The sequence below is a fragment of the Candidatus Gracilibacteria bacterium genome, from assembly GCA_041661045.1.
In the GTDB taxonomy this organism is placed as follows: Bacteria; Patescibacteriota; Gracilibacteria; order UBA1369; family 2-02-FULL-48-14; genus 2-02-FULL-48-14.
The window spans coordinates 814,325-837,244 of sequence record JBAZVE010000001.1; the positions used below are offsets into that span (position 1 = coordinate 814,325).

The following is a 22,920-nucleotide window of genomic DNA, read 5'->3' on the forward strand; positions in this document are numbered from 1 at the left end:
TGGCAAAACTTGCCGAGTAGGGGTAGGCTGACTCCTAATTTTATTATGGCACCCCGTAAACGAACATTTCCAGATTCATCCGCGCGTTTCGAACACTTTCTACCAGATGATGGGGCTGAATATGCGCGCTATGTTGCACTTAATCCTGCACATGATTTTGATTCAAGAGATGCGCGCGGGAGAGAGGAACTTCAAAAAGTTTTCTTTGATCGAGATGGTAAGCCTAGAGAGAATGATAATCAGGTGGTTCAGTTGGCAAATCTATTTCAAGCATCCATAAGAACACGCTTGGCACAAATAGCTGGGAACCGTGCTTGGTCTAGAAGTCGTGCTGGAGGAAAAACTGATTTTGCTGCTTCTCCGCGTACTTTTTGGAAAACGGCGCAAGAAATGCTCACGGCTCCTGCTGATCGAGTTTTGATAAGCCGAAGTATGACGGCTCAGCAAGTGCTTGCCGCTTTGGTGGTAGATGCGCGTCTCATTACTCCTGTACTGCTCCGCAATCTTGGTATTGCAGATCCGGTGGATGAAAAGGGACTGCCTTTGGAAGATCAACTCACTCTGCGTGCTCGAGCCATTCCGGATGTGAAAAGCGCCCTGACACACCTTGAACCCATTCGTCGTCCCGATGAAGCGGAGGCCACTTTGGGAGATCTGCATTATTTCCGTATGATGCGCGTATCAGCGGGGGAGAGAGAGGGCATGGTGGTTGGGACTCAGACGATTGGAGGACAGAAAATTTTATTCAGTACGGATTTGCGCGGAGCGGAGAGACGCATTCATCATATTCGTCACAACTATGAAGAGGAGATTGAAAAACTCACCTGGATTCAGGGTGTTATTCAGAATCTACGAGACCATTTGGCTTTTTGGAAAAATCCAGAACGGCGAGCAGACTTGGAACAACTCTTTGCCACCATGGTTCAAATCGTGGACTCCCTGGAGCATGTTGAAGATGATAATAAGCGTAAGTTACTCAAACAACTGGAAGCGTGTACGGATGTGAACGATTCTCGCGGGCGGCCCAATCCAAGTAGCAAACCATCTCAACTCAAGAAAGCACTTGAATTTCTTGGTCTTCGTCTACGAAGCATTGAATCCATTTCTAAATACATTGGCGAGGACCATGTTAAGGTACTGGAAGTGCTGGCCGCGCAAAAAGATCCGCTTGAGGGAGTGCGTGAACGCATACAAGTGAAAATGCCGTGGGATGTTCAGGTTCAAGAATTTCGTAATTCCATGGAGGGAGTGCATTATCAGCCGGATCTTGGTTTTGCTCAACAGGCGCAGACTCATGTGGATCAGATTAATGAGGGCTTGGCTACCGGTCAAAGGCGGGCAGCTCGCAAGGAATATGTGGACCTTTATGTGCTGTGTAAAATGAAGGAAGCTTATGACAGTATTTGGGATATTTACCGCCGTATTTCCATCCAGCCCGAGCAGCAAGATCCGCGTAAAATATTAAATGAACTTTTGGCCATTGAGGGGAAATTGCGAGACAAGAGTTTTTCTTCAGACTTTGAAACGGAAGCTTACTATGATGCTTATGGAAAAATGTATCACCTTATAAATAGTCTTAAGAAACGCTTGAATGAACTGTTGAACCCTGACTCAGTGCAGCCGCTCTCTGAGGAAGAAGTGGCCAGTGAAAATAAAACTTTGCTCGGTCTTTTACAGGGACTTCAAGGGCAGTCGGAGGTGCTCGACCGCTTGCTTGCAACTGTGAAAGCCAAGCCTCAACAAAACATGCTCGATCTTTTAAGGGCGCAGGAAGAGGTGGATCCTGAACGAAAACGCGAAACCTTCAAGCTCATGAAGGCACGCATTGCGGAGATGGATCTTCAAGCATTTGTTTGCCCTGAGCGCTAAAATCGGGTACACTCCTCTCGTAATCATCACGAAGAGCGCCTTTTAAGGGTCGGTCCTTACTGGGTTCTCTTCTTTTTAAATTTGCTTGTGGCTTCGGCTTGGTAACTCAACTTTTTGCGCAAGTCACTGATGAAAGCCAAGCTTTCGGAAGGGAAGCGCTTGAGTAGGGCGGAGTAGGCGCGTTGGTTGGGAATCAGCAGTTTGCCGAGTTTTTTTTCTTGTATTAAATACTTGGCCAAACAGTGAAAATCGCCGTCACCGGTCACGATCACTGCTTTTTCATAGTTTTTAGATTCCACCATGGCTTGCAAAACCAATTCGGCATCGCAGTTTCCTTTGGTGATTCCGTTGTGCACCAGTGTGGGTTTGTACACACAAGTAAAACCGGCTTCGGTTAAGGCTTTGTACAGGTCGGCGTTCTCTTCAAGAAAGCCTATGAATAAAAAGGCCTTGGAGATTTGGTATTTATCTTTTAAATAAGCCCGGAACTTCCTGTAGTCCAGTTTCCAGCCCAGTTCCCTAATGCTTAAGTTGAGGTTCTGACCGTCTATAAACGCGTAATTGTTCTCTCTCGTTTTCATTTTTATTTTACTCTAACACTATTAGTATACTCTACTTTCTCAAATTTAGCTATCAATATCCGCAATAAACAAAAATCCCCAGGTTTAATCCCGGGGATTTTTTTGCTTTGGCTGACTTATAATTAAGCCGCTTCAGACTCGTCTGCTTCAGAAGCAAAGTTGTCATTGTTGTTTGCTGCTTCCATCCCATCTTCGAGAACGACTTTGACCGCTTTAGGTCCTTTGTCGGATTGAGCTGTTTCAAAAGAAACGGCATCACCTTCTCTCATGGTCGTGAAAACGCCTTCTCCACAATCGTTGGCATGGAAGAAGATGTCCTTCTGTCCTTCGATTGAAATAAAACCGAACCCTTTTTCGTCTAACTTTTTGATAATACCTTTCATAGAATGTGTTTGTGGCTTGCACCACCGTTATTCCCTCAGCCTCCGCAATGCTTTAGCTATAGGATATAGGATAAATGTCCTATTTAGGGTTTGACACTACGCTAAAATAGAGGCTGCGTCAATGGCCCACCTATGACTTTCGTGGAAGAGTTTTTCAAGGACTTCCTCCCTTGTGAGCCAGAGGAGTTCATGATTGGTCTCGCTGGTCTCGCTCACTTGATCCAAAAGAGTGGCTTGATAGAAATGCCCCTCTTTGGAAATGTAAAGGTCTGCTTCGGGTGCAAATAGGTGCTGGGTGGCGATACCGATTTTTTTATCGATGCGGATGCTCATTCCAATTTCCTCCAACACCTCTCGGTGCAGGGCTTCTTCCGGAGTTTCGTCTCCTTCTATTCCTCCACCCAAAAGAAAACAACTTTTTGGATTTTGAACGATGGCATAGAGGCCATTTTTAAGGATCACTGCATAGGCTCCGGGCCGTTCCAGGTAAGTTTGGTTTGGAATTTTTTCACCGAATTCAATCATTTGATAGACTTTTATGATATTCTCCCCTATAGTAAGCCGCTTGTCACTTAAAAACCTAGTCCCATGTACAAAAAGTTTGATAAAGAAAAACGACCCAGTCGAGATAGAGAGCTAACGCTTTACGAAGCGGAATGCGCGGAATGTGGGGACCGTTGTGAAGTTCCGTTTAGGCCTACAGGAAACCGACCGGTGTTTTGTCGAGACTGTTTCCGTAAGCAAGAAAATGAAGGAGAGCCACGATTTGAATCTCGAGGCCGTTCGGACCGTCAGGATCGTTTTGATCGCCCAGATCGCTCGGATCGTCAAGATCGCTCCGAAAAACGACTCTACTCCGCCACTTGTAGCAGCTGTCAAAGTGATTGTGAGGTTCCCTTTAAACCTACTTTTGGAAGACCGGTGTACTGTCATCGTTGTATGGGTGCGCAGAATAGCCCAATGGCACAGGCTTCCACTCCCGCTTCCACCGGTTCCGGATTTAAAATTTCTGAGGAGCAATTCAAGACTTTGAACGCAAAGATGGATAAAATTTTAAGGATCTTAGAATTGGCTACTCAAGACATGGAAGAGGATGATATGCTTGAAGAGGTCGATGAGGCTCCTGCTGAGGCACCTGCTAAAAAGAAAGCGGCTGCCAAGAAAGAGCCGGCGGCTAAAAAGAAGCCCACTCGAGCTCAAGTGAAAAGAGCGGAGCGCACGGGGCGGGCTTAAATCTTTACTTATTATAAATATGGCAAAAGGTTTTGGAACTCGTGGCGAGAAAGGAAAGAAACTTCCCATGCGCTCTAAAAAAGAGAAGCAGGCTGTGAAGCGCGCAAAACAGGGGCGATAAGCTTATTTCTCCAAGTCGAGGATGTGGTCGATTCGTATTTGATTGACGAAATCCCACACATGCGACACAAGCACCATGGCGCCTTCGTAGTCATTGAGTGCTTTGGCAATGACGGGGAGATGGCGGAAGTTGATATGATTGGTGGGCTCATCGAGGATGAGGAGGCCGGGTGCCTCAAGCACAAGCCGTGCAAAGGCCACGAGTCCTTTTTGGCCTTCCGATAGGCTGCCGATTTTTCGGTGAACGATGTCACCGGTGATCAAAAAACTTGCGGCAAGCGCACGGATCTCCTGTTCTGTTTTGGAGTTGGTAGCTTTGTTCAAAGTGTTCAAAACCGTATCTTCAAAATCCAAATTTGAAAAGTCTTGGCGGTAATATCCCACTTTTACATCTTTTCCGATTTGTGCGCCGGGAGCGGTCCCATTCGCAAGGGCTTCGAGGAGGGTGCTTTTCCCAATGCCGTTCGGTCCGGACAGCAGGAGGTGTTGGTTTTTGTGGAGAGACACGCTTACTTTTTTGGTGACTTCTTCATGGTGTTTGAATGAAGTGACGGAGCTGATTTTTAGGATTTCTCCAATCAGTTTTTCTTGAGCGGGAATGGTGAAAGGGCGAATGGCTTTGTCCTCGCGCCGGACATCGACCATGGACTCTTCCAGCTCCGCCGCTTTATCGCGCATTTTTTTTGCGACGAGGCGCAGTTTTCCTCCTTTGTGTGCAAAGGCATTGGACTGTTCTTTGTTCGCAAGGATCTCTTTTTCGAGCTGAGCGTTCTTCATGTTTTCCTTTTCGATTCGAGCTTTAATTTGTTCCACCACGGCATAATAGTCGCCCACATATTGCTCGACCTGTTTTGTGTGAATGTCCAAATACAAAACGCCTTCGGTGAAGGCATTTAAAAAGTCGGCATCATGGGAAATCACGATGCAGGTTTTTGGGGAGCATTGCAGGAAGTAGGTGAGATGAGCAATTCCTTCGGGGTCCAAATTATTGGTGGGCTCGTCCAGCAACAAGAGGTCCGGATCTTGGATGAGGGCCGCGGCAAGGAGCAGACGGGCTTGTTGACCTCCCGAAAAAGACTTCACGAGTCGATCGTGAGGAGCCTTAAGATTTACGATGTCCAGCACTTCGTCGATGCGCCTTCCGATATCGTACTTTTTTTCACTGAAACAATTTTGAAAGAACTGTTCCACGGTGAGCTCGCGGTCTTTGGCTCGCATGGTTTGGTGCGCGGTTCCAATGGTATAGCCTGGGAAAACATTCACTTGGCCACGGCTGGCCTTGTGGTCACCGGTGATCAACTTGAGAATGGTGCTTTTCCCGGCTCCATTTTGCCCCATGAGCGTGATCTTTGCTCCTTCCCGTACATTGAAGCTCACTTCTTTTAGCAGAGGTTTTTTCTCATCGAAGCCAAAGGTGACTTCATCGAAACTTATAATGGTGTTTGCCATAGTGCTTTTGGAGGCTGGATTTTAACGGCATACGCCCAGAGTGTCAAACCCGCAATTGTGCTACAATAAGCTCATGAAAAAACTTTTTCTTTTCATCTTCTTAACGGCTTGCGTTCAAAGCCCCCTCATTGAGCAATCACCAGTGGAAGAGCCGCCGGTGGAAGAACCGCCGTCCGAGGTATCCTTGGTGTACCCCATCGAAAACTTTGAAACGGGCATCACACTCAAATCTTTTGGAACTTACATCACGCCTGAAAATTCACCCGTGCAGCCCGAGCGATTTAGCGGCTATCACACGGGAGTGGACATTGAGGCGGGAGATTTAACCGGCGAGGTGCCGGTGTTTTCTATTGCGGATGGGAAAGTGGTTTTGGCTCGCACCGTGAGCGGCTATGGGGGAGTGGTGGTGGCTCAGTATTGGTTTGATGGAGCGCCGGTTTTGGCGCTTTATGGGCATTTGGATATGGGCTCGGTCACGGTTTCCGTCGGTGATGCGCTTTTGCTTGGCCAGGGATTGGGCGTGCTGGGTGAGGGTTACACCAATGAAACCGATGGAGAACGCAAACACCTCCACTTTGCTTTGATTCCCGGGGAAACGGTGCAGTTGGCGGGTTATGTTCAAAGCGAGTCCGCCTTGAGCGCTTGGCTGGATCCCGTGTCTTTCTTCGCGCAATTCACCATCCAGAGCACGCCGAACTTGTCGGTGAGAGAACCGTAATGCGCACCCCAGAACATTTCTTGCAAAGGCATTTCAACTTTTCCACCTTCGGAAAGGGAGTTGAAGAGGCGCTCCGCCTCGGGAAGGGTGTCGGGCTCTAGGTTGATGTAGAGGTTGTTTCCATGAGTGACTTTGAAGCCCATGGATTCAGGCGCATCCGTACCCATGAGCACCGCGTCCCCTAAAAGTGGAAGCTCAATGTGCATGATGAGGTTTTGATCTTCGGGCGCGGGTGCCGGGGCGCCTTCTTGTGCAGGGACTTCTGAAAAACGATGAATGCCTCCGGTGAATTCCCCTCCAAAAACGCTTTTATAAAAGTTAAAAGCTTCTTCGGTATTTCTGGGAAAGTTAAGATAAATACTGACGCGTGCCATAGGGTGGGGGTTAAGGGTACTGTGGCTATTTTAGTATATCAACATTTCTCTTGGTACCCCTAGTTTGCGAAGATAGAAAAATACGGGAAGGATGTAGGTGTTTTTTTTAGCGCCGATTCCGAATGCTTTGCCCGTTTCAATATCAAGCCCTACTGTAATGAATGAGTTCCTAATCAGAGTTCTGAGGTCCTTATAGGTGGTGATGGTACTTCCGTCGGGGAGATTTATAGCTCCGCCCGTCAACAGGTCATTCAGGTTTTTGGCTATTGGCCACCTATCATCAAAGCAGATGATGTAAAAGTTATCCATGAGTAGGCCAATGGCTTTATTTGCCAAATAATCCTCCTTTGAAACGGTGTCTGGATGGTAGTTCGACTTATAACCCTTCACCGCGAGGGCATATTGTTCTTCCAGTTCCTTAAGAAGGGTTGGATCTAAGTCGATTTCCCATTTGAACCAAGCCGGTCTCTCACCTACTGCACCAGATGTAGCTTCTTTGGTCTGAGCCAATTTATCCAAAACCTCCGCGTCTGATTCTTGAGGGGGAGGAAGGGCGGAGACACTCTGAATGGTCCCTTCTCCTGGTTTTTTTGGTTCAGTCATGATCACATCTTAGCAAAAAAGAATGGATTTGTCTATGTGTCAAGGGCGGGCCATTTTATCTTGACGGCTCTTCTTCGCCCCGCTAATATTCAACTGTATGGTTGAATGTACTCCCGATATCGATTTGCTTTTCAGTTCGCTTGCGGATGCGACGCGTAGGGACATTTTAAAACGCGTTTCTGTGCGGGAGATGTCGATTGGGGAGCTGTCCGAGCCGTACAAAATGTCTTTTGCCGGAATCGCCAAGCACATCGCGCTTCTGGAATCTGCAAAACTTGTGACCAAAAAACGCAGAGGCAAGCAACAAATCGTGAGCCTGGCACCCGAAAGTATTGAAGTCGTTCGCAACTATCTTAAAGAATACGAGGACTCCTGGCGGCATCGCTTTGAGGCCCTCGATACTCTACTCACTAACCCCGCTCCCCATGTTTGAACCCACTTTTGAAACTGATTTTGAAAAGAAAACCATGACCATCACCCGCCGCTTTGCCGCTTCACGAAGTCGTGTGTGGGCAGCGTGGACCACGCCGGAATTGTTTGAAAAATGGTGGGCGCCCAAGCCGTGGAAGGCCATTGTTAAAACCTTTGATTTTAGGGAAGGCGGGCAGTGTCACTATTATATGGAAGGTCCCGATGGAGAGAAGCAATGGTGCTTGCTTAGTTATGAAAGCATCGATCCCGAAAATAGTTTTTCACTCTTCGATGGATTCGCGGATGAAGCCGGAAACATGACCGATGCTTTGCCTTCCATGCATTGGCGCAATGAATTTAAGGATGAAGGGGAGACCACGCTTGTCGTCGTCACCATCCAATTCCAAAAGCTTGAAGACATTCAAAAAATCATCGAGATGGGCTTCAAAGAAGGCTTCACGATGGGACTTGGCAATTTGGATGAAGTCTTGCTAGCATAAACTTATTCATAACCCCTCCTCCTATGACACCTTATGTTGACGGCTATGTCTTGCCCATTTCAAAAGACAAACTGACGGCGTATCAAGCTATGGCTTCCAATGCGGGAAAAATCTGGATGAAGCACGGAGCGCTGGCTTATTATGAATGCGTGGGAGACGATTTGAACCCTCATTTTGCCGAAGAACACACAGATGGGGGCAAAATGAAACTGTCCGCTTTCCCAGACATCATGAAAACGGGGCCGGATGAAACGGTGATTTTTGCTTTTGTGATCTACGAATCTCGCGAAGATCGTGATGCCGTGAATGCGAAGGTGATGGCCGACCCGGAAATGGCCGCTGGAATGGGCGAAGACTTCGAAATGCCCATGGATCCCAGCCGCATGGCTTACGCCGGCTTCCGCTCTATTGTGCATTATGAGAAGTGATAATGACGCCTTGGTGCGCTAGTACACACTTTGCAAATAACAGCTTTCACAAAACACTATTTCCGGACGATCCGGTGAGATTGTGGAATGGAATGACTGGGTGCAGCCGGCGTTCATGCAGTTTCTGAGCCAGAATTTCCGTGGATTCCTCATTCCATGACGATTCAGTCTCCTGCAATTGAAGCATGCTCGGGGTAGGGGGATATTTTTTTTGCGGTAGTAGTTGAGTTCGTGCGCCGTGATTTTGTAGTTTTTCTTGCAGTATTCGCACGCAAGTATTTCCTCCACAATGGAATCGGTCACATCCTGGATTTTATCGGGGACTTGAGTGAGCGTTTCCTTGCCGTAGGTGCCGGGTAAATCGTCTTCCCAGTTGAATCCTTTGGCCTGCGCTTGGTCTTTTGTCGTGGGGTAAAAAAGCTGTGCGGTGGTTTCATTGTAGCCATAAGGGCTGTTTTTGATGGGAAAGAACTCGCCCCACTCGCCCGTTTGTTTCATGTATTCAATGATCTTTGTTTTGAGTTTAAAGTAGTCTTCTTCGGAGTATTGCTTGTTTAAAATGCAGAATTTGTTTCGCTTTAAACCGAAACAGCCAAAATTTTCACTGCTGCGGTGGCAATGCATGCAATAGGTGAGATTGGAAACTTGGCCGACCGCGATGTGGCTGAAGCGAACATTAGTGACATTTGCTCCCACCATTGCACTTTCGTAACACAGCTCCATATTGATTCCGAATTGATAGATGTCGTAAGAGTCCTTGGCGTGGAGTTGAATTTGACTCAAGTATTTACAGTCTTCAATGTCGCTGCAGTCAAAACAGAATTGTGCATTTTTGGACTTATAAAGATAGTCCCCCAGGCAGTTTTCAACCATGGTGTTTTGCAGATAGCGGAATGGGTGTTTGGCCTGGAGCTCTTTAAACTTTGTTAAGTATTTTTGAACTTCTTGATGCGAACCCGTATTTAAATCTTTGATGAGGTTTTTATACGCTTCTTCACTGAGTTGCTCGTTCAAAAAACAGTATTTTTTATTTCGCAAACCCACGCACATAAAACAATCCATGCATCCCACACAATCCCTTAAAAAGGAACTGGAGGAACAGCCGGTGCAGTCTTGGCACCATGCTAAGTCATTGCTGTCCTTCACATCCACACATTCGTAACAGAGCTCTGATCCGTGGCAGTAATGCGTGTCCACACAGTCCTTTGATTTTTTAACGCCGTAGCCGTAATAACAATCTTCGGCAAAAGTGGCGTGAAAAATGAAATAGCAGTTTTTATTTTGACCTGCTTGATGAGTGTATTCGGAATTGATGTCGCCACTTTCTATCTGCACGCATTGGTGGGGGACCACCAATTCGAGCTCGCGAAACTGATCAAAAAAAGGTCGATTGAAGTCGAAATCTTTTCCGTAGGTGAGAGGGTCCCAATCATCGCCCCACCATGCTTGAACGGAGTAAACTTTCCGCGGATTTTTGGGAGAAAATTCGCTGACAATAGCTTTGCCCGTGAGATCACACTTTCGGTTGTAGAGAATGCCTTCATTGCACCAGGCCATTCGTCTCATCTCACGGCATGGAGGGCACCATGTCGGTTCCGGCACATCGATGCGACTATAAAAAGCCCTGTCCTCCTCCATGATTTCAAAGGCTTGCGAGCAATTTTTGCATGTTTTCTGCATGGATGATTTTACTGAAGTTGTTCGGTGAACTTTTTAAAGTTGTTTAGGATTGCCTGCCACCCGTTTCGTTGCAGTTCAAGCGAATTTTCGGATTCGGGGTCGAAGAGGACCGTCACAATTGTTCCCGCTCCTTCCGCCTCAAAATGAACTTCCACTTTTCGCGCGTCGCCTAGGGAATAGGTGAGGAGCTCGTTTGTTTTGACCTCGTCGAAGGTTCCGGAGAAATCAAAGCCAAAACTTCCGTCCTTAGCTTCCATGCGGGATGAAAAGATTCCTCCCGGTCTTAAATCGCACTCGGCTTTTGGACAGTGCCAATCGTCAGAGGCAAAGTTCCATTTTGTGATGGATTCTGGCTTTGTGTAGTGCTCCCACACTTTTTCGAGTGGGGCCTTGATGTGAACTTGGATGGAGATTTTTTCCATGGGTAGATTGTAAGAATTAAATCTGAATCTTTTTAAAGAAATAAGTCCCGAGTGCTAAGAAGACCACAGTGAATCCGGAGAGCACGGCTAAGTCGAGGCTGAGGCCATAGTGGCTGGTACCCAGAAGTACGCCGCGTAGGGCGTCGTTTCCGTAAGACAGAGGGTCGATTTTAGCGAGCACATCCATTATTGTTGGCAATCCTTTGAGTGGATACAGGGCTCCGGAAAGGAAGAAAAGAGGCATCACCAGGAAGTTCATGATGAGATGGAAACCTTGCATATCCTCCAAAAGAGAAGCCACCATGATTCCCAGTGCGGTGAAGAGCAGAGCCAAGAGGAACATGATCAAAAGAGCGGGGAGTAAGCCGAGCCAGTTTTCGGGTCTGAATCCAAAGAGGATGGAAAGTCCCAGTACCAATGCTCCTTGGAAGGCGGAGATGGTGGCACCACCCAAGGTTCGGCCCATCATGATGTTGAGGCGAGAGGTGGGGGCCACGAGCGTTTCTTTAAGGAAGCCAAATTGACGATCCCAAATCACGGACATTCCGGAGAACATGCCACTGAAAATGATGCTCATACCAATGATTCCTGGGGCAAGGAAATTGAGGTAGTTTCCCTCTCCGGCTTGTTGAAACACGCTGCCAAAACCGTAGCCGAGCGCAAGTAAATAGAGGAGAGGTTGTGCCAATGAACCAATGGTGCGCGACTTGGAACGCAGGTAGCGTTTGATTTCCCGGAGCCAAAGAATATAGATTTTTTTCATAGTTGTATAAGGTACTTGAAAGGGCCTGGTTATTTACGGGCGCCCCACATGCGGGCCATGGTTCGGTTGCGGTCGGCGGTGGTGGAGCCTTCTTCACGGATCTTGTTTCCGGTGAGTTTAAGAAAAGCCTCTTCAAGCGACTCCGTTTCGGTTTGTTTTTTGAGTTCGCCAGGCGTGCCGGATGCAATGATTTTTCCGTGGTCGATCACGCAGATGCGCTGGGCGTTTTTTTCTGCTTCTTCCATGTAGTGAGTGGTGAAGAACACGGTGGTCCCTTCTTCTTTATTCAATTTTTTGAGGTAAGTCCACATGTGATTGCGCGTTTGGGGATCGAGTCCGAGGGTGGGCTCATCGAGGAAAATAATTTTGGGGTGGTGCATGAGTCCACGGGCGATTTCGAGACGGCGCTTCATGCCTCCGGAGAATTCTTTAACGAGGTCGTTTTTGCGGTCGAGCAGGTCCACGAAGCCGAGCAAATCTTCGATCCGTTTTTTGAGGATAGAGCCGGGAACATCGTAAAGCACGCCATGCAATTCCATGTTTTCGTAGGCGGTGAGCTCGTCATCCAGGCTGTGATCTTGGAACACAATTCCAAAGCAGCGCCGTACCGCGTCCGGATCTTTTTCCGGATCGTGACCATTCAACGACACATGGCCTTCGCTGGCGGAAAGTAGCGTGGTGAGGATCTTAATAGTTGTGGATTTTCCCGCTCCATTTGGGCCGAGGAATCCAAAAATTTCACCGGACTTCACTTCAAATGAAATGTCATCCACGGCCACAATATCCCCAAATTTTTTAGACAGATTTTTTACTTGAATCATAGGAGGTGCTTAGTAATTAAGCATCTTAATGAATTCGTTTGTGTGGGGCAAGGCCCATGTGCTAATTTTCCCTTATGAAAAAAGAGATTTTTGCCAGCCTCCTATTTGTTTCTTTGCTCTTGGGATGTGAAAATGTTGAAGTTGTTGAAGTTGTTGATGAGCCGCTCGAAGAACTAAAAACTGAAGTTGTTGACACAAGCATAAAAGCAAACGAAGGGTTCATTCTTTTAAACTCTATTGTTTCTAATAATGCCCAAAAAATTGTTTATAGTGAGATCAGCGAGTGTGCGGAAAGCGCGACAAATTTTAGTACTTACTTAACAGACAAGTATTTTCAAGGAAGCAACTGTGATTCATGGGTCTACAATGTTTACACGGTCGATTTAGCCTCTCAAAAAGTTAGGAATATTTATAGCTCTGAAGATCAGTTTTCGTGGATTCCTGTTGCCAAAGCGGGTGGTTGTCAAAACATATATCTTCCCATTGCTTGGTCAAAGGATGACGGAAAAATCGTTCTGGAAAGTGCCTGGCCCCCTTCAAATTGTGGTGCCGATGGAGGCTCTGAATACCTTTATTATACTTTAGACAGTACTGGAGGTGAGCTGGAACCGTTGGCCCCCTCTACTGCACTGTTTTTCTCGGATTACAGTGAGCTTATTTTTACTTTTTCTAGCGAAAAATCACCTAGTATTTCTTGTGGTCCTGGTTCAAGCAATAATAATGGGAAAATAGTCGTCAAGAATATAGAAACAGGGGAGGAGCGCATAGTTCTTGAGGAGGAAAATACTTATTACGAACTGGTTGGCATAGATGAAATGGCCAGGACGGTTGACTTTAAAAGTGCCCCACATACACAGGGATGCACCGTGCAAGATAGCAATCCATATGATAGTGGCGCAGAACTTGAAGAGAGAGAGCTGAGTTTGTAGGTTTTGTTTGGCGAGGTGGTCAACGATGATGGCGTTGGGGTTTTAGCAGTGCTTGGATTTTCCTTTGGGTACTCTCTAGTGCTGCTTCTAAACTTTCTGATTGGTGGCCCAGCTCTCTTCCAGCTAGTTCTTGCAGGTTCATGTTTATAAATGGGTATCTCCGTTGTCCTTCTTTTTTGTGATATTCCTCCACAGGGTCTCCTTTTCTTTTATGACGAGCGAGCAGTTCAGTCATCCGAAAAATGCTTTCTTTTGGAAAGCCGCTGCTTGCCACTCTTCTCAGAGCATCGTCCGATTCATCCACGAGAAGGATTCCAAAACTTCGATGCACCGCAATTTCATTAGGGATTATCAATTGGGGTCCTTCCCAGCCTGCTGCTCTGCCCCCTACAATGGGTGTATTTGGGAACGACGATTGAAACGCGTACTCTAATCGAGTCGGAGTCCATCGTGCCAGAAATGCTGCGAATACCTCTCTAAAGTATCTGCTATCTAGAGACTCGGAAAAGAATGCTTGTGAAGCCTGTGTATTTCTATTTTCTGGGTCTAGGTTTGGAGCCGTTCTTTGCGCTATCTGGATTGCCTCTGGAGAAACAAGTGCTCCATGATGCACGATTTCTCTCATATTGATGACTGCATTTTCTTCATCAATTATAGAATTGGGAAAGAGAAGATATGCGGGCTGAACATCGGCTGGATGGACTCTCCCCACTCCCAAAAAAACATAGTTATCTAAACCTAGACTGATGTCTAACTGGTCCGTTGCATTATTCAACCGGTCCTCAACAATTTCCGGGTGAACTTCTCTTAAACGGCGATGGGAATAGAGCACTCCATCACGGATTATGCTCAATAGCCTATTTATAGTGGTTCCATGTACCGCTGGCAAGTTCCTTGCTATCTCTAACTGAGTCTTATTGGGATGGATACCCTCTATAAGCATTGTCTTTGCAAGGTGCTCTCGATTGCTGTCCAGGTCAATTTGGCGGTCAAAGTAAGTTTTCAAGTGATAAGGCAAAATAGGCGGTTGATTTTAATCTGTCCGTCCATAACTGTCAAACACCTGTACTCTCCAAGTTGGAAATAGGGCAAAGAATATTTGTCTATTGTGAAATAACTTGACAATGATGTCAAAACATTATAATATGACAACCTTTTCTATTTTATTTTCAATGAAACAAGTCCTCGCCATCAACGCCACTCAAGGTCTAGAAGATCAGGAATATGCTGATCTAGCCTTCCATGACATTCCTCATTCTAAAGATGGTTTAGCGATCACTGCGCTCAGTGCGCACACCACTTCCGTGGATGATTTAATGGCTGCGATGCTCAAAGCAGACTTTATTGAGGCTTCAGGTTCATATTTGGATGTCGGGGTCATAGATCCTCAGACAGGAGAGTCCCGACTCAATACCCACCCTACAGTTGTTAAGATGGTGGATCTTTTCCGGTTTTTACTTCTTATGAAGCACAAGGGAGACCCTCGTTGCGCCCGAGTGGCAGGTCTTCTCAATTGTATGAGTCATCAGGCGAATTGTGTGGCTGCTGCTACCTTGGCACGCGGTTTGCGGCAAGGAATGGATGTAGAAGCCATTCAAGCCCCTAGTGATCTGGCAAGTCAGTGTCCTTTGGAAGAGGTATGTTCAGGTTTTGACTTCCCTCTAAAGGCTTTAACAGGTAGTCACATTGGTGCTTATCCAGTGGAATTTGCGCCTGGTGCCCCTGAATGGCTACAAGCAGGCCTTCCATCTCAAGTGCCTTTGTTGTTTCTCCACAATTGGGTGGTGCCTGCGGATGCTTTAGAAGACGCTGAGGCTGTTTTGCCTGGATTCCAGATCGCCGCTACTCGCAGAGATACCATCCGTCGAGGAGGCAGAGTCCTTACTCAACCTGTGGTGGCTCTTACGGGCTGGGGCTCTTGGGTCAGTGGACAAAACCATATGGATTATGGTGCAGATGGATCCATCTTTGCTCGCATGCTCGGGAGGGCGGTGGCCAGTGGTACTACTTTTGAAGGCACATTTTATCCTCAAAGTGGGGGACTTTGTCCTCAAACAGGATCTGAGCGCTCTATTGAAGAGGCAATTCAAGACTTAATGAAAACCGAAACTCCGTTGAGTCTAGTGCTTCGAAATAGGGTTTTCGCTCGAGCAAGAATGGGCGAAGCATAATGCTATTGACTTATATAAATTTCATGTTAATATATACTTTTCTTATCACTAATCCTTGAATTATGGAGTTGATTACCTCGGCTTCCGATCTATCTAGTACTTTAGACCGTCTGCATCCTGCTGATTATCCAGCAAGATTGAGGATGTCTCGTCCTGGATTTGAACATTTTGCTGCTCAGCTACCTGTTATTGATCCAACGCTTCCTGTTGAAATGGTTCAAGCGGAACTCCAACAGGTTAGAGCGGTTTTAGGTGGAGTATCTGGGCAACTCAAGGATCAGTGGGAACAACTAAATATTCCTCAAATGCGGGACGGAGTTTTTGGCCGAGTGATTTTAGGCATGGAGGAACCTACGGAGCTTCCTGGAGGGAACCTCCATGGAGGAACTTTAATAGTGCTGGGTTTGTGGGGCAATGGATTTGCTTGGGTCCCTCACGGGCATGAAGCTGGTTTTATGCATGAGGAGTTGATTCGTGGGGCTGCTGAAGTACGTATGTTTGATGTAGTGGATCCGGTACGGCGTACGGTAAAAGAATCTAGAAGAGTGGTTTTTGATCGACCAGGGATCATGGCTTCTGCTTATTGTCCTGAAGGTTCTGCTCCTGACTTGGGATTCAACCTTCATGCGGTCAAAGGAGTTGCGCCAGGAACTACAGTTACTCTTCACTATCTTCCTGGACATGTGCGGGATACTCGAGGTAGTGCCTTTACTGAAGTTCCCTTGGATCAAATGCCTGAATTTAGAACTTAACCTTTACTCACTTTTTACTCACTTCATTTTATTTTATGGAAAATCCTTCCACCACCACCGGTACCGATGCTCGCATCAGCGATCATCGTTTCAGTCGACCCTTTGATCCTGATGATGCACTGGCTCCTATTGACATCCAAGAGGGGACCTTAGACCTCTCAAGATTTGTAGTGGAAGCAGAAGAAAGTGCACAACAAAGAGCAGAGGTAGTCAGGAAACGCAATCCCATTGGAGCCAGTCTCGTTGAAGAAGATCGTGTGAGAGCTCAAGCAGAGCAGATTCTTGGTATTCTTTCTTTGGCTCGTTACCGAAAGGGTTCTGTACGCCTCATTGAAGAGGGTAAACCAGAGTTTATGGCTCGTATTGAAGATGCTATTCGTGCTCAACGCCCTGTAGAGATCATTCTTAGTTTCTTCTGCTATAAGGCTTTGAATCCTTTGAAGACCTTTGCTCAGACTGGAACGGAAGTAGATCTTTCAGAGTATGCTTCGGTCCTTCGTTTCTACGAGATCGCAAAGGCCATTGAAGCTGTGTATGAACCTGGGGCACGCGTCCTTGTGGCGTGTGACGGGACCAAGTACGCAGATGCCATTGGATTTACTCGTGCGCAGGGGCAGGGTTATTACGAGGCTATAAGAGCTATGGCTGAAGGAATGGGTCTAAGTGACCAAGTGGTTCTTTTTGATGAAGCTGATTACTATTCTCCAGGCATTGAAGAGAGTATGGCGATACACCAGCGGCGCATCCAGGATGCCTTGGACTCTGGTGATCAAGCACTTAGGGATCAAGTGGGTATGATGCAACGCAGTCTCGCTCTTTATACGCCTCTTCCAGGTGGACTTTCTGTAGCTACGGTTGGAAGTGCTTTTAGTGCGATCCCCGATGAGGTGCTCGCTGCTCGCAATCCCGAGGCTATGGACTTGAGACAGTGGATTTTGGGTAGGTCTTGGGAGGTAGCTGTGCAATATATTGCAGCTTATGATGCTGTAAAAGCAGATGGTGCATTGGCTCGAGCCGGTGCACGCGCAGTCCGTGCAACTGTCCATCCAAAGGCTGGTCAGGTTGGACTTTACGCCATCGGTGAAAGTGCAACTCAGGCTTTTCCTCACCACATTCAAGGTACTTTCAGAGGTCATAGTGTAGGTGCTTTGGGTGATGTCCGTGTAGAATTTAGAGTGGATCTTGAACGAGAGAATGCAGAGATGCAAAGGGTCGGAGGAACTTTGCGCGGTGTCTCTTTATCTAAGCAATATCCTTTTCTTAATGCCCAGTCTTCACACCCTTTTTACTTTCAAGCTCAGTGATTTATACTGATACCATTCATCTAATCACCTAACAACCCCCCCCATTTTTATGGATTATACATTAAAGTTTGCTGAGCCGAGTGAACCTCCTTATGAGGACTGGCTAAAGCGTGAGGTGACTCCAGAAGAACTGTTGCGACTTAGAGCATGGCTTTTCAGCGGAGACAAGTTCAAGGCCCAAAAACTTACATCGGACCGTAGGGCTCCTTCTTCAGTTGATAGTTTTGATCTTATTAGGGGAAACGCCGATAAAGCTATTCGTTTCATTGATAAAGCTCGGCTTCTTTCTGGACCTACTGGGCTAGATTGGAAGAATGCTCCTGTTCTTTGGGAAATACTTTCTTTTCGTGATGATCTTATTAGTGGGGCAGAAAGTCCCCTTGCGCAGGCCCTAGCTGAAGCTGTTGCAGCAGCAGCTGAAGATATTTTGCCGGTGCAGTTTAGGCCAGCTCTTTTGGAAGATCTGGATGCAGTCGTCCATCAAACTTATTTGCGTCGCCGGGCGATCTTGGATGCCATACAGACTTGGGATGGAGCAGATCTTAGCGGTCAGTCTCCCCTTGCGGTGGCATCTATTCTTCGCCAGTTCGATGCTGCTCCAACGCCTGACTATCTATGTGATCAAATCTCTAGAAGGCTCTCTACTTCCTTTGAAGGGTAGAGAGAATTGTCCTCAGAAAGTTCGTTTGGAATGGCGAAACATGTGAGGCCGACTCCTAAAGGTCCACGGAGGATAATGAGTTTTTGAGTCATGGCGAAAGTATAGCAAAATTGTTAGGATATGTTCATGAAAACAATAGTGACGATTGGTGGTTATCTCAAAGAAGGCGGCGAAGGTGCAGGCAGTTGGCTTGATATGTGGTTTGACACCCCTATTGAAATTGATCGTGAGATTGTGAAGCTCACGGGTAAAAAGGCCCCGAGAGTGCTTTTTATACCGACTGCGAGTAGTGATTCAAGAGGTTACGAAGCGGCTTTTAGGAAAAATTATGAAGGCAAACTCAACTGTGAAGTGGATGTGCTGAAACTTGTCCGAGAAAAATCTAGCCCTAAAGGGATCCAAACCAAGATCGACTGGGCGGACATCATTTATGTCGGAGGTGGTAACACACTAAAGATGATGAAGAAGTGGCGTAGGCTAGGCGTGGATAAAATGCTCAAGCGCGCTTGGGAACAAGGGAAGGTTCTTTGTGGTGTCAGTGCAGGCTCCATTTGTTGGTTTGAGTATGGGATCAGCGACAGTCTTCATTTTTATAACTCAAAAGAAACGAAATACATCAGGGTGCGTGGTCTTGGTTTTTTGAAAGGTATTCACAACCCACATTTTGGAAGTGAGAGGGAAGATTGCAAATATCGTACCAAGGGTATGAAAGAAATCATGCAACGGTCTAAAGGAAAATGTTTAGGTGTTCCCGATGCGTGTGCGGTGATTTTTGAAGGGAATCACTATCGAGTTATTGGAAAGCCGGAAGCAAGTCAGGTTTGGTATGAGAAAGGCAAGTATTGTGAACGCCAGATTCCTAGAGAGGGGGTTAGCTGAGCCCAACTTGATGACACTCATGAAAGATGATTTAATGGCGGCTTATTTTAATTATGGAAAACACAAGACGAGCGGCTTATGGGAAATTGCTTGGGCGCCTTGAAGAGCCCATTAGAGAGGTGGTTCCTGCTCTATGGGATTTACCCTTTGTCATGGACACGGGTTTCACTTGTTCAGGGCATATTCTTAGAGAGCCTGATGGGATTTTGGGCAAAAGACCTGATTTTGGTGGGTATATTTGGTATCCGCATCGGGCCATGTTGGAACTTGCTTTTTCTCATGATGAAGCCTTGGTCACAGCTCGAGATGCTTTCCGAAGAGATCTTGCGGCGGTTGCTGTTGAAGTCGATGGTCTGGCGCTTGGCTTTAATGCCGGGCATGCTTTTGACCAAGAGTTTCTGCCCTATTCACGCATCCCGGACCCCAATCTATCAGAAAATTACAATGCGGTTCTTCCTGAAGTCCCTCGAGAAGAGAGTTCTGTTATAAGAGTGGAAACCTTACTTACAGCGTTTTGGGAAGCAGTTGCTGCCGTCGTTCGCCGACACAGCCCTAATGCAAAAATTGGACCTATTGCAGGCAAAAACTTTCGAAGTAGAAAGAATTGGGATCATTGGCCGCTCTCTGGACAAGAGAAATAAGCAGTATACAATGCATTATTAGACCTCAACCTATGAGTCTCAATAAATCCTTAGAAAAAACCTTGTTGGAAGCGGGCCTGAGTGAAATGGAGGCCATGGTCTACCTGAGTTTGCTTAAAAAGCCGGCGGTCAGCACCTGGGATTTGGTGATTCGTACCGGGCTCTCCAAAAGTGGGGTGTATCGCACGGTGGAACAGCTCATGAACCGCAAATTGGTGGCTCGCGATAAAGAGGGCATTCGTGCACTTTCCCTCAAAGCCTTGGTGGCAGACCTCAGTGGCAAAGAACGAAAACTGCGAAAAACAGCGCTCGACCTCAAACAAATGGCGCCTTTTTTAAAGATGGGAAACGATGCGGTGGAACGATTTGAACCCCTGTACACAAAAGACCAAATCGATGAGGCGTTTATGTTTATGGCGGAGCATGAGTACGGGGTTTGCTTGGACTTTGGAGATTGTGAATCCTTGTTTCCTCGTATAGGTGGGGTGAAGGCCGGGCACAACTTCCGCGATGAACGGGTGAAACACGCAAAAAGTGAAGCGATTCTCACCACCTGGGGGGATTATTCCGAGTATTTTTCAAGGCTGGTGGACAAGGATCGATTCCAGTTTGAGATTAACTATTTGAATCTGGATTTTAAGGACAAATTCGTGGTTTTGAACGATGAGAGTGATTATGTTTTTTTCACCCGTGTTGAAGATGAGGAACTTCAGGCGTACTTGGTGAAATCTAAGTCGATTGCCGACATTCAGCGCGCCCAGTTCAAAGCTTTTTCCCAACAACTTGGGAATAGATAACAGGTTTGTTGGGCGCTGATTGCTTTAAAACTTGCGGCTCTTTTTGCTTGTCTTATGATGGGGCCCATTAAATGCATTCTATGAATACCTGTCACCACTGCTCTCAACCCTTTGAAATCACGGACAGCGACCGTGCGTTTTATCAAAAAGTAGAGGTTTCTGAACCGACGCACTGCCCGGCTTGCCGCCTGCAACGCCGACTTGCGTACCGCAACGAGTCGCATTTGTACCAGCGCACTTGTGACCTCTGCCAAAAGGGCGTTTTCTCGCTCTATGATATGGATGCACCTTTCCCGGTTTACTGTACGGACTGCTGGTGGAGCGACCGCTGGGATCCGGAAGCGTATGGCCGGGATTACGATTTCAATCGGCCATTCTTTGAACAGTTTGCCGAGCTGCTCACGGTGGTGCCACAGGCGTGTACCCTTCAACTCAACAACGAAAATTCGGAGTTCAACTCGCTTATTGCCTATTCTAAAAATGCCTACATGTGTGCGGGTAGTTATTTTATGGAAGATTCGTATTACTGTCGCAAAAGTCAGTACTGCCGTGACTGCATGCACAGCCACTTTTTGGATCACTGTGAGTTGGTGGCCTACAGCACAAATTGTAAAAACTGCTACAGCGCGCATCATTTGCTCAACTGCCGAAACTGCTCGGCTTCTGCGTATTTGGCCAACTGCAGCAATTGTAAAAACTGCTTCATGTGCAGCGATCTTAATGAGAAAGAGTATCACTTTAAAAATCAAGCGGTTGGCAAAGAAGAATATGAGCGACTTCGAAAAGAATACGCACAAAAAGATCCCAAGGCCGTGATGGAGGAATTCATGGCGTTCAATCAAAGCGTGCCCAAGCGGAATCTGAACTTATTGAATTGCGAGAATTCTACGGGGGACTACCTCAGCAGTGCCAGCAACGCGGAGGTCTGTTTTGATTCTTTCGACATCCAAGATTCAAAATACTTAACGGAATGCGTCACGGTGAAAGATTCCATGGATCTCACCTGCCACGACAAAGAGATCCAATTGTGCTACGAAATGGTGACGGGAGGGGAGAGCAATTACCAATCCAAGTTTGGCGTGTGCAGCTGTGCTGGGCCCAACAATTCCTACTGCCTCAGCACCTTTTATCTTTCCGATAGTTTTGGATGCATCAGTTTTCATTCCCGCAAACGCAATTGCATTCTCAACAAAGCCTATTCGCCTGAGCGCTATGCGGAGCTGAAGGCACGGATCGTGGAACACATGAAATCCACGGGGGAGTGGGGAGAATTTTTCCCCATTGCGAATAGCACCTATGCGTACAACCAGACTTTGGCTCAGGTTTATTTCCCGCTCACCAAAGAGACTGCCCTGGCTCAAGGCTACCGCTGGAAAGAGGAAGTCGAGCGCGGAGATGGCCCCAGCGCTGCACTCCGTTGTGAAGCATGCAACAAGGCCTACCGCACGGTCCCGCAAGAGAAAAACTTGGCGGGGAAGATTGGAGTGGAGAGCTCTAGCAAATGCCTCGAGTGCATGGATCGGCACTTGCTCTCTTGGAAAAACCCTCGGGCCCTTTGGCCACGCAACTGTGATCTCTGCCATGCTTCCATGATGAGCAGTTACGCTCCCGGCAGACTGGAAAAAGTTTACTGTGGCTCGTGTTATTCACAAATGGTGTATTGAGGGGTTGCATTCAAGTATAATCTGAGCATGATTTTTTATTTATGCGTGGGTCGCCTCACTCACCTTTTCCAGTTTTGGCATTTGGCTTGGGACCTTACTTTCGTATCTAGCGGTTTTCATTTTTGTTTGCTCATGGACATTTGTAGCACGAAGGCAAAAATAGTTAGGCCTAGCCTTCTTGTGAGTGTCGTGATATAATGAATTCAGATTTACTTACTTTCATACAAAATGTCTAAAATCCTTCAAGCAACGAGCCGTGGGCAAGTGACGCTTCCCAAGGCGTGGAGAGATCAATACAAGACTCAGTACTTTGTTTCCGAAGTTCAAGGGGCTGCTTTGCTTATAAAGCCCTTGATGCAAGAAGATTTTGGAGACTCTGTAGAATCTGCTTGGGCTGACTATAAAAAAGGAAATTATGTCGCTAGCGAGGAGTTAATGAAAAAGTATGGATTATAAGGTTGTTTACACCAAGCGTTCACAGAAAGATTTGGATGGGTTGGACTATTCGTTGATTCAGCGCATCTTGAAAAAAGTGGATGAATTTTCTCGAATGAGCGATCCCTTAAAGATGGCTAGCAAACTCAAGGGTTTTGAAATCGATACCTATCGATTTAGGGTAGGGGATTACAGAGTTGTCTTTCGATTAGACCCTCAAAGCTTCCAGTTGGTCGTCTTAGTTGTACTTCGGGTGAGGCACAGGAAAGATGTTTATAGAAATTTGAAGCAGTGAAGTAGCTCTCCAAGCTGGAGGCAATTAGCACTGCATG

At 46.8% G+C, this 22,920-nt stretch carries 27 protein-coding genes; 16 read left to right on the forward strand and 11 right to left on the reverse strand.

What is annotated here, in order from left to right; genetic code table 25:
- Positions 1–45: 45 nt before the first annotated feature.
- Positions 46–1,869: a hypothetical protein gene (locus WC777_03980; protein MFA6024343.1), complete on the forward strand. Its 1,824-nt coding sequence runs from the start codon at positions 46–48 to the stop codon at positions 1,867–1,869.
- 56 nt (positions 1,870–1,925) lie between these two features.
- On the opposite strand, the gene WC777_03985 is transcribed toward WC777_03980, so the two are convergent.
- The 3 genes from WC777_03985 to WC777_03995 form a co-directional block, all read right to left on the reverse strand.
- Positions 1,926–2,450, reverse strand: a complete 525-nt coding sequence (locus tag WC777_03985) for an NYN domain-containing protein (GenBank protein MFA6024344.1) — start codon at positions 2,448–2,450, stop codon at positions 1,926–1,928.
- A 122-nt stretch (positions 2,451–2,572) separates the two neighbouring features.
- Positions 2,573–2,833, reverse strand: a complete 261-nt coding sequence (locus tag WC777_03990) for a cold shock domain-containing protein (protein ID MFA6024345.1) — start codon at positions 2,831–2,833, stop codon at positions 2,573–2,575.
- 96 nt (positions 2,834–2,929) lie between these two features.
- Entirely contained in the window at positions 2,930–3,358 is a 429-nt protein-coding gene (locus WC777_03995; protein ID MFA6024346.1) for an NUDIX domain-containing protein, read from the reverse strand.
- A gap of 63 nt (positions 3,359–3,421) precedes the next feature.
- Between WC777_03995 and WC777_04000 the strand changes: the two genes are divergently transcribed.
- Positions 3,422–4,066 carry a CxxC-x17-CxxC domain-containing protein gene (locus tag WC777_04000; GenBank protein ID MFA6024347.1) on the forward strand — a complete coding sequence of 215 codons (645 nt, stop codon included), beginning with the start codon at positions 3,422–3,424 and terminating at the stop codon, positions 4,064–4,066.
- A 123-nt stretch (positions 4,067–4,189) separates the two neighbouring features.
- On the opposite strand, the gene WC777_04005 is transcribed toward WC777_04000, so the two are convergent.
- On the reverse strand, positions 4,190–5,635 hold the full coding sequence (locus tag WC777_04005) for an ATP-binding cassette domain-containing protein (GenBank protein ID MFA6024348.1): 1,446 nt from the start codon (positions 5,633–5,635) through the stop codon (positions 4,190–4,192).
- 73 nt (positions 5,636–5,708) lie between these two features.
- On the opposite strand from WC777_04005, the gene WC777_04010 reads away from it, so the two are divergent.
- Complete coding sequence (locus WC777_04010) at positions 5,709–6,353, forward strand: M23 family metallopeptidase (GenBank protein ID MFA6024349.1); 645 nt, start codon at positions 5,709–5,711, stop codon at positions 6,351–6,353.
- On the opposite strand, the gene WC777_04015 is transcribed toward WC777_04010, so the two are convergent.
- Positions 6,248–6,727: a VOC family protein gene (locus WC777_04015; GenBank protein ID MFA6024350.1), complete on the reverse strand. Its 480-nt coding sequence runs from the start codon at positions 6,725–6,727 to the stop codon at positions 6,248–6,250. The genes WC777_04010 and WC777_04015 overlap by 106 nt on opposite strands.
- 30 nt (positions 6,728–6,757) lie before the next feature.
- On the reverse strand, positions 6,758–7,330 hold the full coding sequence (locus WC777_04020; protein MFA6024351.1) for a hypothetical protein: 573 nt from the start codon (positions 7,328–7,330) through the stop codon (positions 6,758–6,760).
- A 97-nt stretch (positions 7,331–7,427) separates the two neighbouring features.
- On the opposite strand from WC777_04020, the gene WC777_04025 reads away from it, so the two are divergent.
- From WC777_04025 to WC777_04035, 3 genes are read left to right on the forward strand one after another with little or no spacing between them, the layout of a single operon-like run.
- Positions 7,428–7,910 (forward strand): metalloregulator ArsR/SmtB family transcription factor, encoded by a 483-nt coding sequence (locus tag WC777_04025; GenBank protein MFA6024352.1) that lies wholly within the window; start codon positions 7,428–7,430, stop codon positions 7,908–7,910.
- Positions 7,798–8,241, forward strand: a complete 444-nt coding sequence (locus WC777_04030; GenBank protein ID MFA6024353.1) for an SRPBCC domain-containing protein — start codon at positions 7,798–7,800, stop codon at positions 8,239–8,241. The genes WC777_04025 and WC777_04030 overlap by 113 nt, the downstream gene beginning before the upstream one ends.
- A gap of 23 nt (positions 8,242–8,264) precedes the next feature.
- Complete coding sequence (locus WC777_04035) at positions 8,265–8,672, forward strand: DUF1428 domain-containing protein (protein ID MFA6024354.1); 408 nt, start codon at positions 8,265–8,267, stop codon at positions 8,670–8,672.
- A 15-nt stretch (positions 8,673–8,687) separates the two neighbouring features.
- On the opposite strand, the gene WC777_04040 is transcribed toward WC777_04035, so the two are convergent.
- Genes WC777_04040 through WC777_04055 form a run of 4 tightly spaced genes read right to left on the reverse strand, consistent with a single transcriptional unit; the run spans position 8,688 to position 12,355 of the window.
- Positions 8,688–10,349 carry a hypothetical protein gene (locus WC777_04040; protein ID MFA6024355.1) on the reverse strand — a complete coding sequence of 554 codons (1,662 nt, stop codon included), beginning with the start codon at positions 10,347–10,349 and terminating at the stop codon, positions 8,688–8,690.
- Between the two features lie 8 nt (positions 10,350–10,357).
- Positions 10,358–10,771 carry an SRPBCC family protein gene (locus WC777_04045; protein MFA6024356.1) on the reverse strand — a complete coding sequence of 138 codons (414 nt, stop codon included), beginning with the start codon at positions 10,769–10,771 and terminating at the stop codon, positions 10,358–10,360.
- A gap of 16 nt (positions 10,772–10,787) precedes the next feature.
- Positions 10,788–11,534, reverse strand: a complete 747-nt coding sequence (locus tag WC777_04050; GenBank protein MFA6024357.1) for an ABC transporter permease — start codon at positions 11,532–11,534, stop codon at positions 10,788–10,790.
- Between the two features lie 29 nt (positions 11,535–11,563).
- A complete protein-coding gene (locus tag WC777_04055; protein ID MFA6024358.1) occupies positions 11,564–12,355 on the reverse strand; it encodes an ATP-binding cassette domain-containing protein in 792 nt (263 codons plus the stop codon).
- A 74-nt stretch (positions 12,356–12,429) separates the two neighbouring features.
- Between WC777_04055 and WC777_04060 the strand changes: the two genes are divergently transcribed.
- On the forward strand, positions 12,430–13,284 hold the full coding sequence (locus WC777_04060) for a hypothetical protein (GenBank protein MFA6024359.1): 855 nt from the start codon (positions 12,430–12,432) through the stop codon (positions 13,282–13,284).
- Here the strand turns inward: WC777_04060 and WC777_04065 are convergent.
- Positions 13,190–14,290, reverse strand: a complete 1,101-nt coding sequence (locus tag WC777_04065) for a hypothetical protein (protein MFA6024360.1) — start codon at positions 14,288–14,290, stop codon at positions 13,190–13,192. The two genes, WC777_04060 and WC777_04065, sit on opposite strands and share 95 nt — an antisense overlap.
- Positions 14,291–14,429: 139 nt before the next feature.
- Here WC777_04065 and WC777_04070 point away from each other — a divergent pair, with 139 nt between their 5' ends.
- The 9 genes from WC777_04070 to WC777_04110 all read left to right on the forward strand — a co-directional run bounded on the left by WC777_04070 (position 14,430) and on the right by WC777_04110 (position 22,609).
- Positions 14,430–15,455 carry a hypothetical protein gene (locus tag WC777_04070; GenBank protein MFA6024361.1) on the forward strand — a complete coding sequence of 342 codons (1,026 nt, stop codon included), beginning with the start codon at positions 14,430–14,432 and terminating at the stop codon, positions 15,453–15,455.
- Between the two features lie 62 nt (positions 15,456–15,517).
- Entirely contained in the window at positions 15,518–16,207 is a 690-nt protein-coding gene (locus WC777_04075; protein MFA6024362.1) for a hypothetical protein, read from the forward strand.
- A gap of 35 nt (positions 16,208–16,242) precedes the next feature.
- The gene (locus tag WC777_04080) at positions 16,243–17,535 is read left to right on the forward strand and encodes an L-tyrosine/L-tryptophan isonitrile synthase family protein (protein ID MFA6024363.1); all 1,293 of its coding nucleotides are present in this window, start codon (positions 16,243–16,245) and stop codon (positions 17,533–17,535) included.
- Positions 17,536–17,560: 25 nt separating this feature from the next.
- Entirely contained in the window at positions 17,561–18,172 is a 612-nt protein-coding gene (locus WC777_04085; GenBank protein ID MFA6024364.1) for a hypothetical protein, read from the forward strand.
- 126 nt (positions 18,173–18,298) lie between these two features.
- The gene (locus WC777_04090; protein MFA6024365.1) at positions 18,299–19,102 is read left to right on the forward strand and encodes a peptidase E; all 804 of its coding nucleotides are present in this window, start codon (positions 18,299–18,301) and stop codon (positions 19,100–19,102) included.
- 2 nt (positions 19,103–19,104) lie between these two features.
- Positions 19,105–19,692, forward strand: coding sequence for a hypothetical protein (locus WC777_04095; GenBank protein ID MFA6024366.1), 588 nt, complete (start codon positions 19,105–19,107; stop codon positions 19,690–19,692).
- Between the two features lie 32 nt (positions 19,693–19,724).
- Positions 19,725–20,489 carry a helix-turn-helix domain-containing protein gene (locus WC777_04100; protein ID MFA6024367.1) on the forward strand — a complete coding sequence of 255 codons (765 nt, stop codon included), beginning with the start codon at positions 19,725–19,727 and terminating at the stop codon, positions 20,487–20,489.
- Positions 20,490–20,569: 80 nt separating this feature from the next.
- Positions 20,570–22,351 carry a hypothetical protein gene (locus tag WC777_04105; GenBank protein ID MFA6024368.1) on the forward strand — a complete coding sequence of 594 codons (1,782 nt, stop codon included), beginning with the start codon at positions 20,570–20,572 and terminating at the stop codon, positions 22,349–22,351.
- 30 nt (positions 22,352–22,381) lie between these two features.
- Positions 22,382–22,609, forward strand: a complete 228-nt coding sequence (locus WC777_04110; protein MFA6024369.1) for an AbrB/MazE/SpoVT family DNA-binding domain-containing protein — start codon at positions 22,382–22,384, stop codon at positions 22,607–22,609.
- The last annotated feature ends 311 nt before the right edge of the window (positions 22,610–22,920 follow it).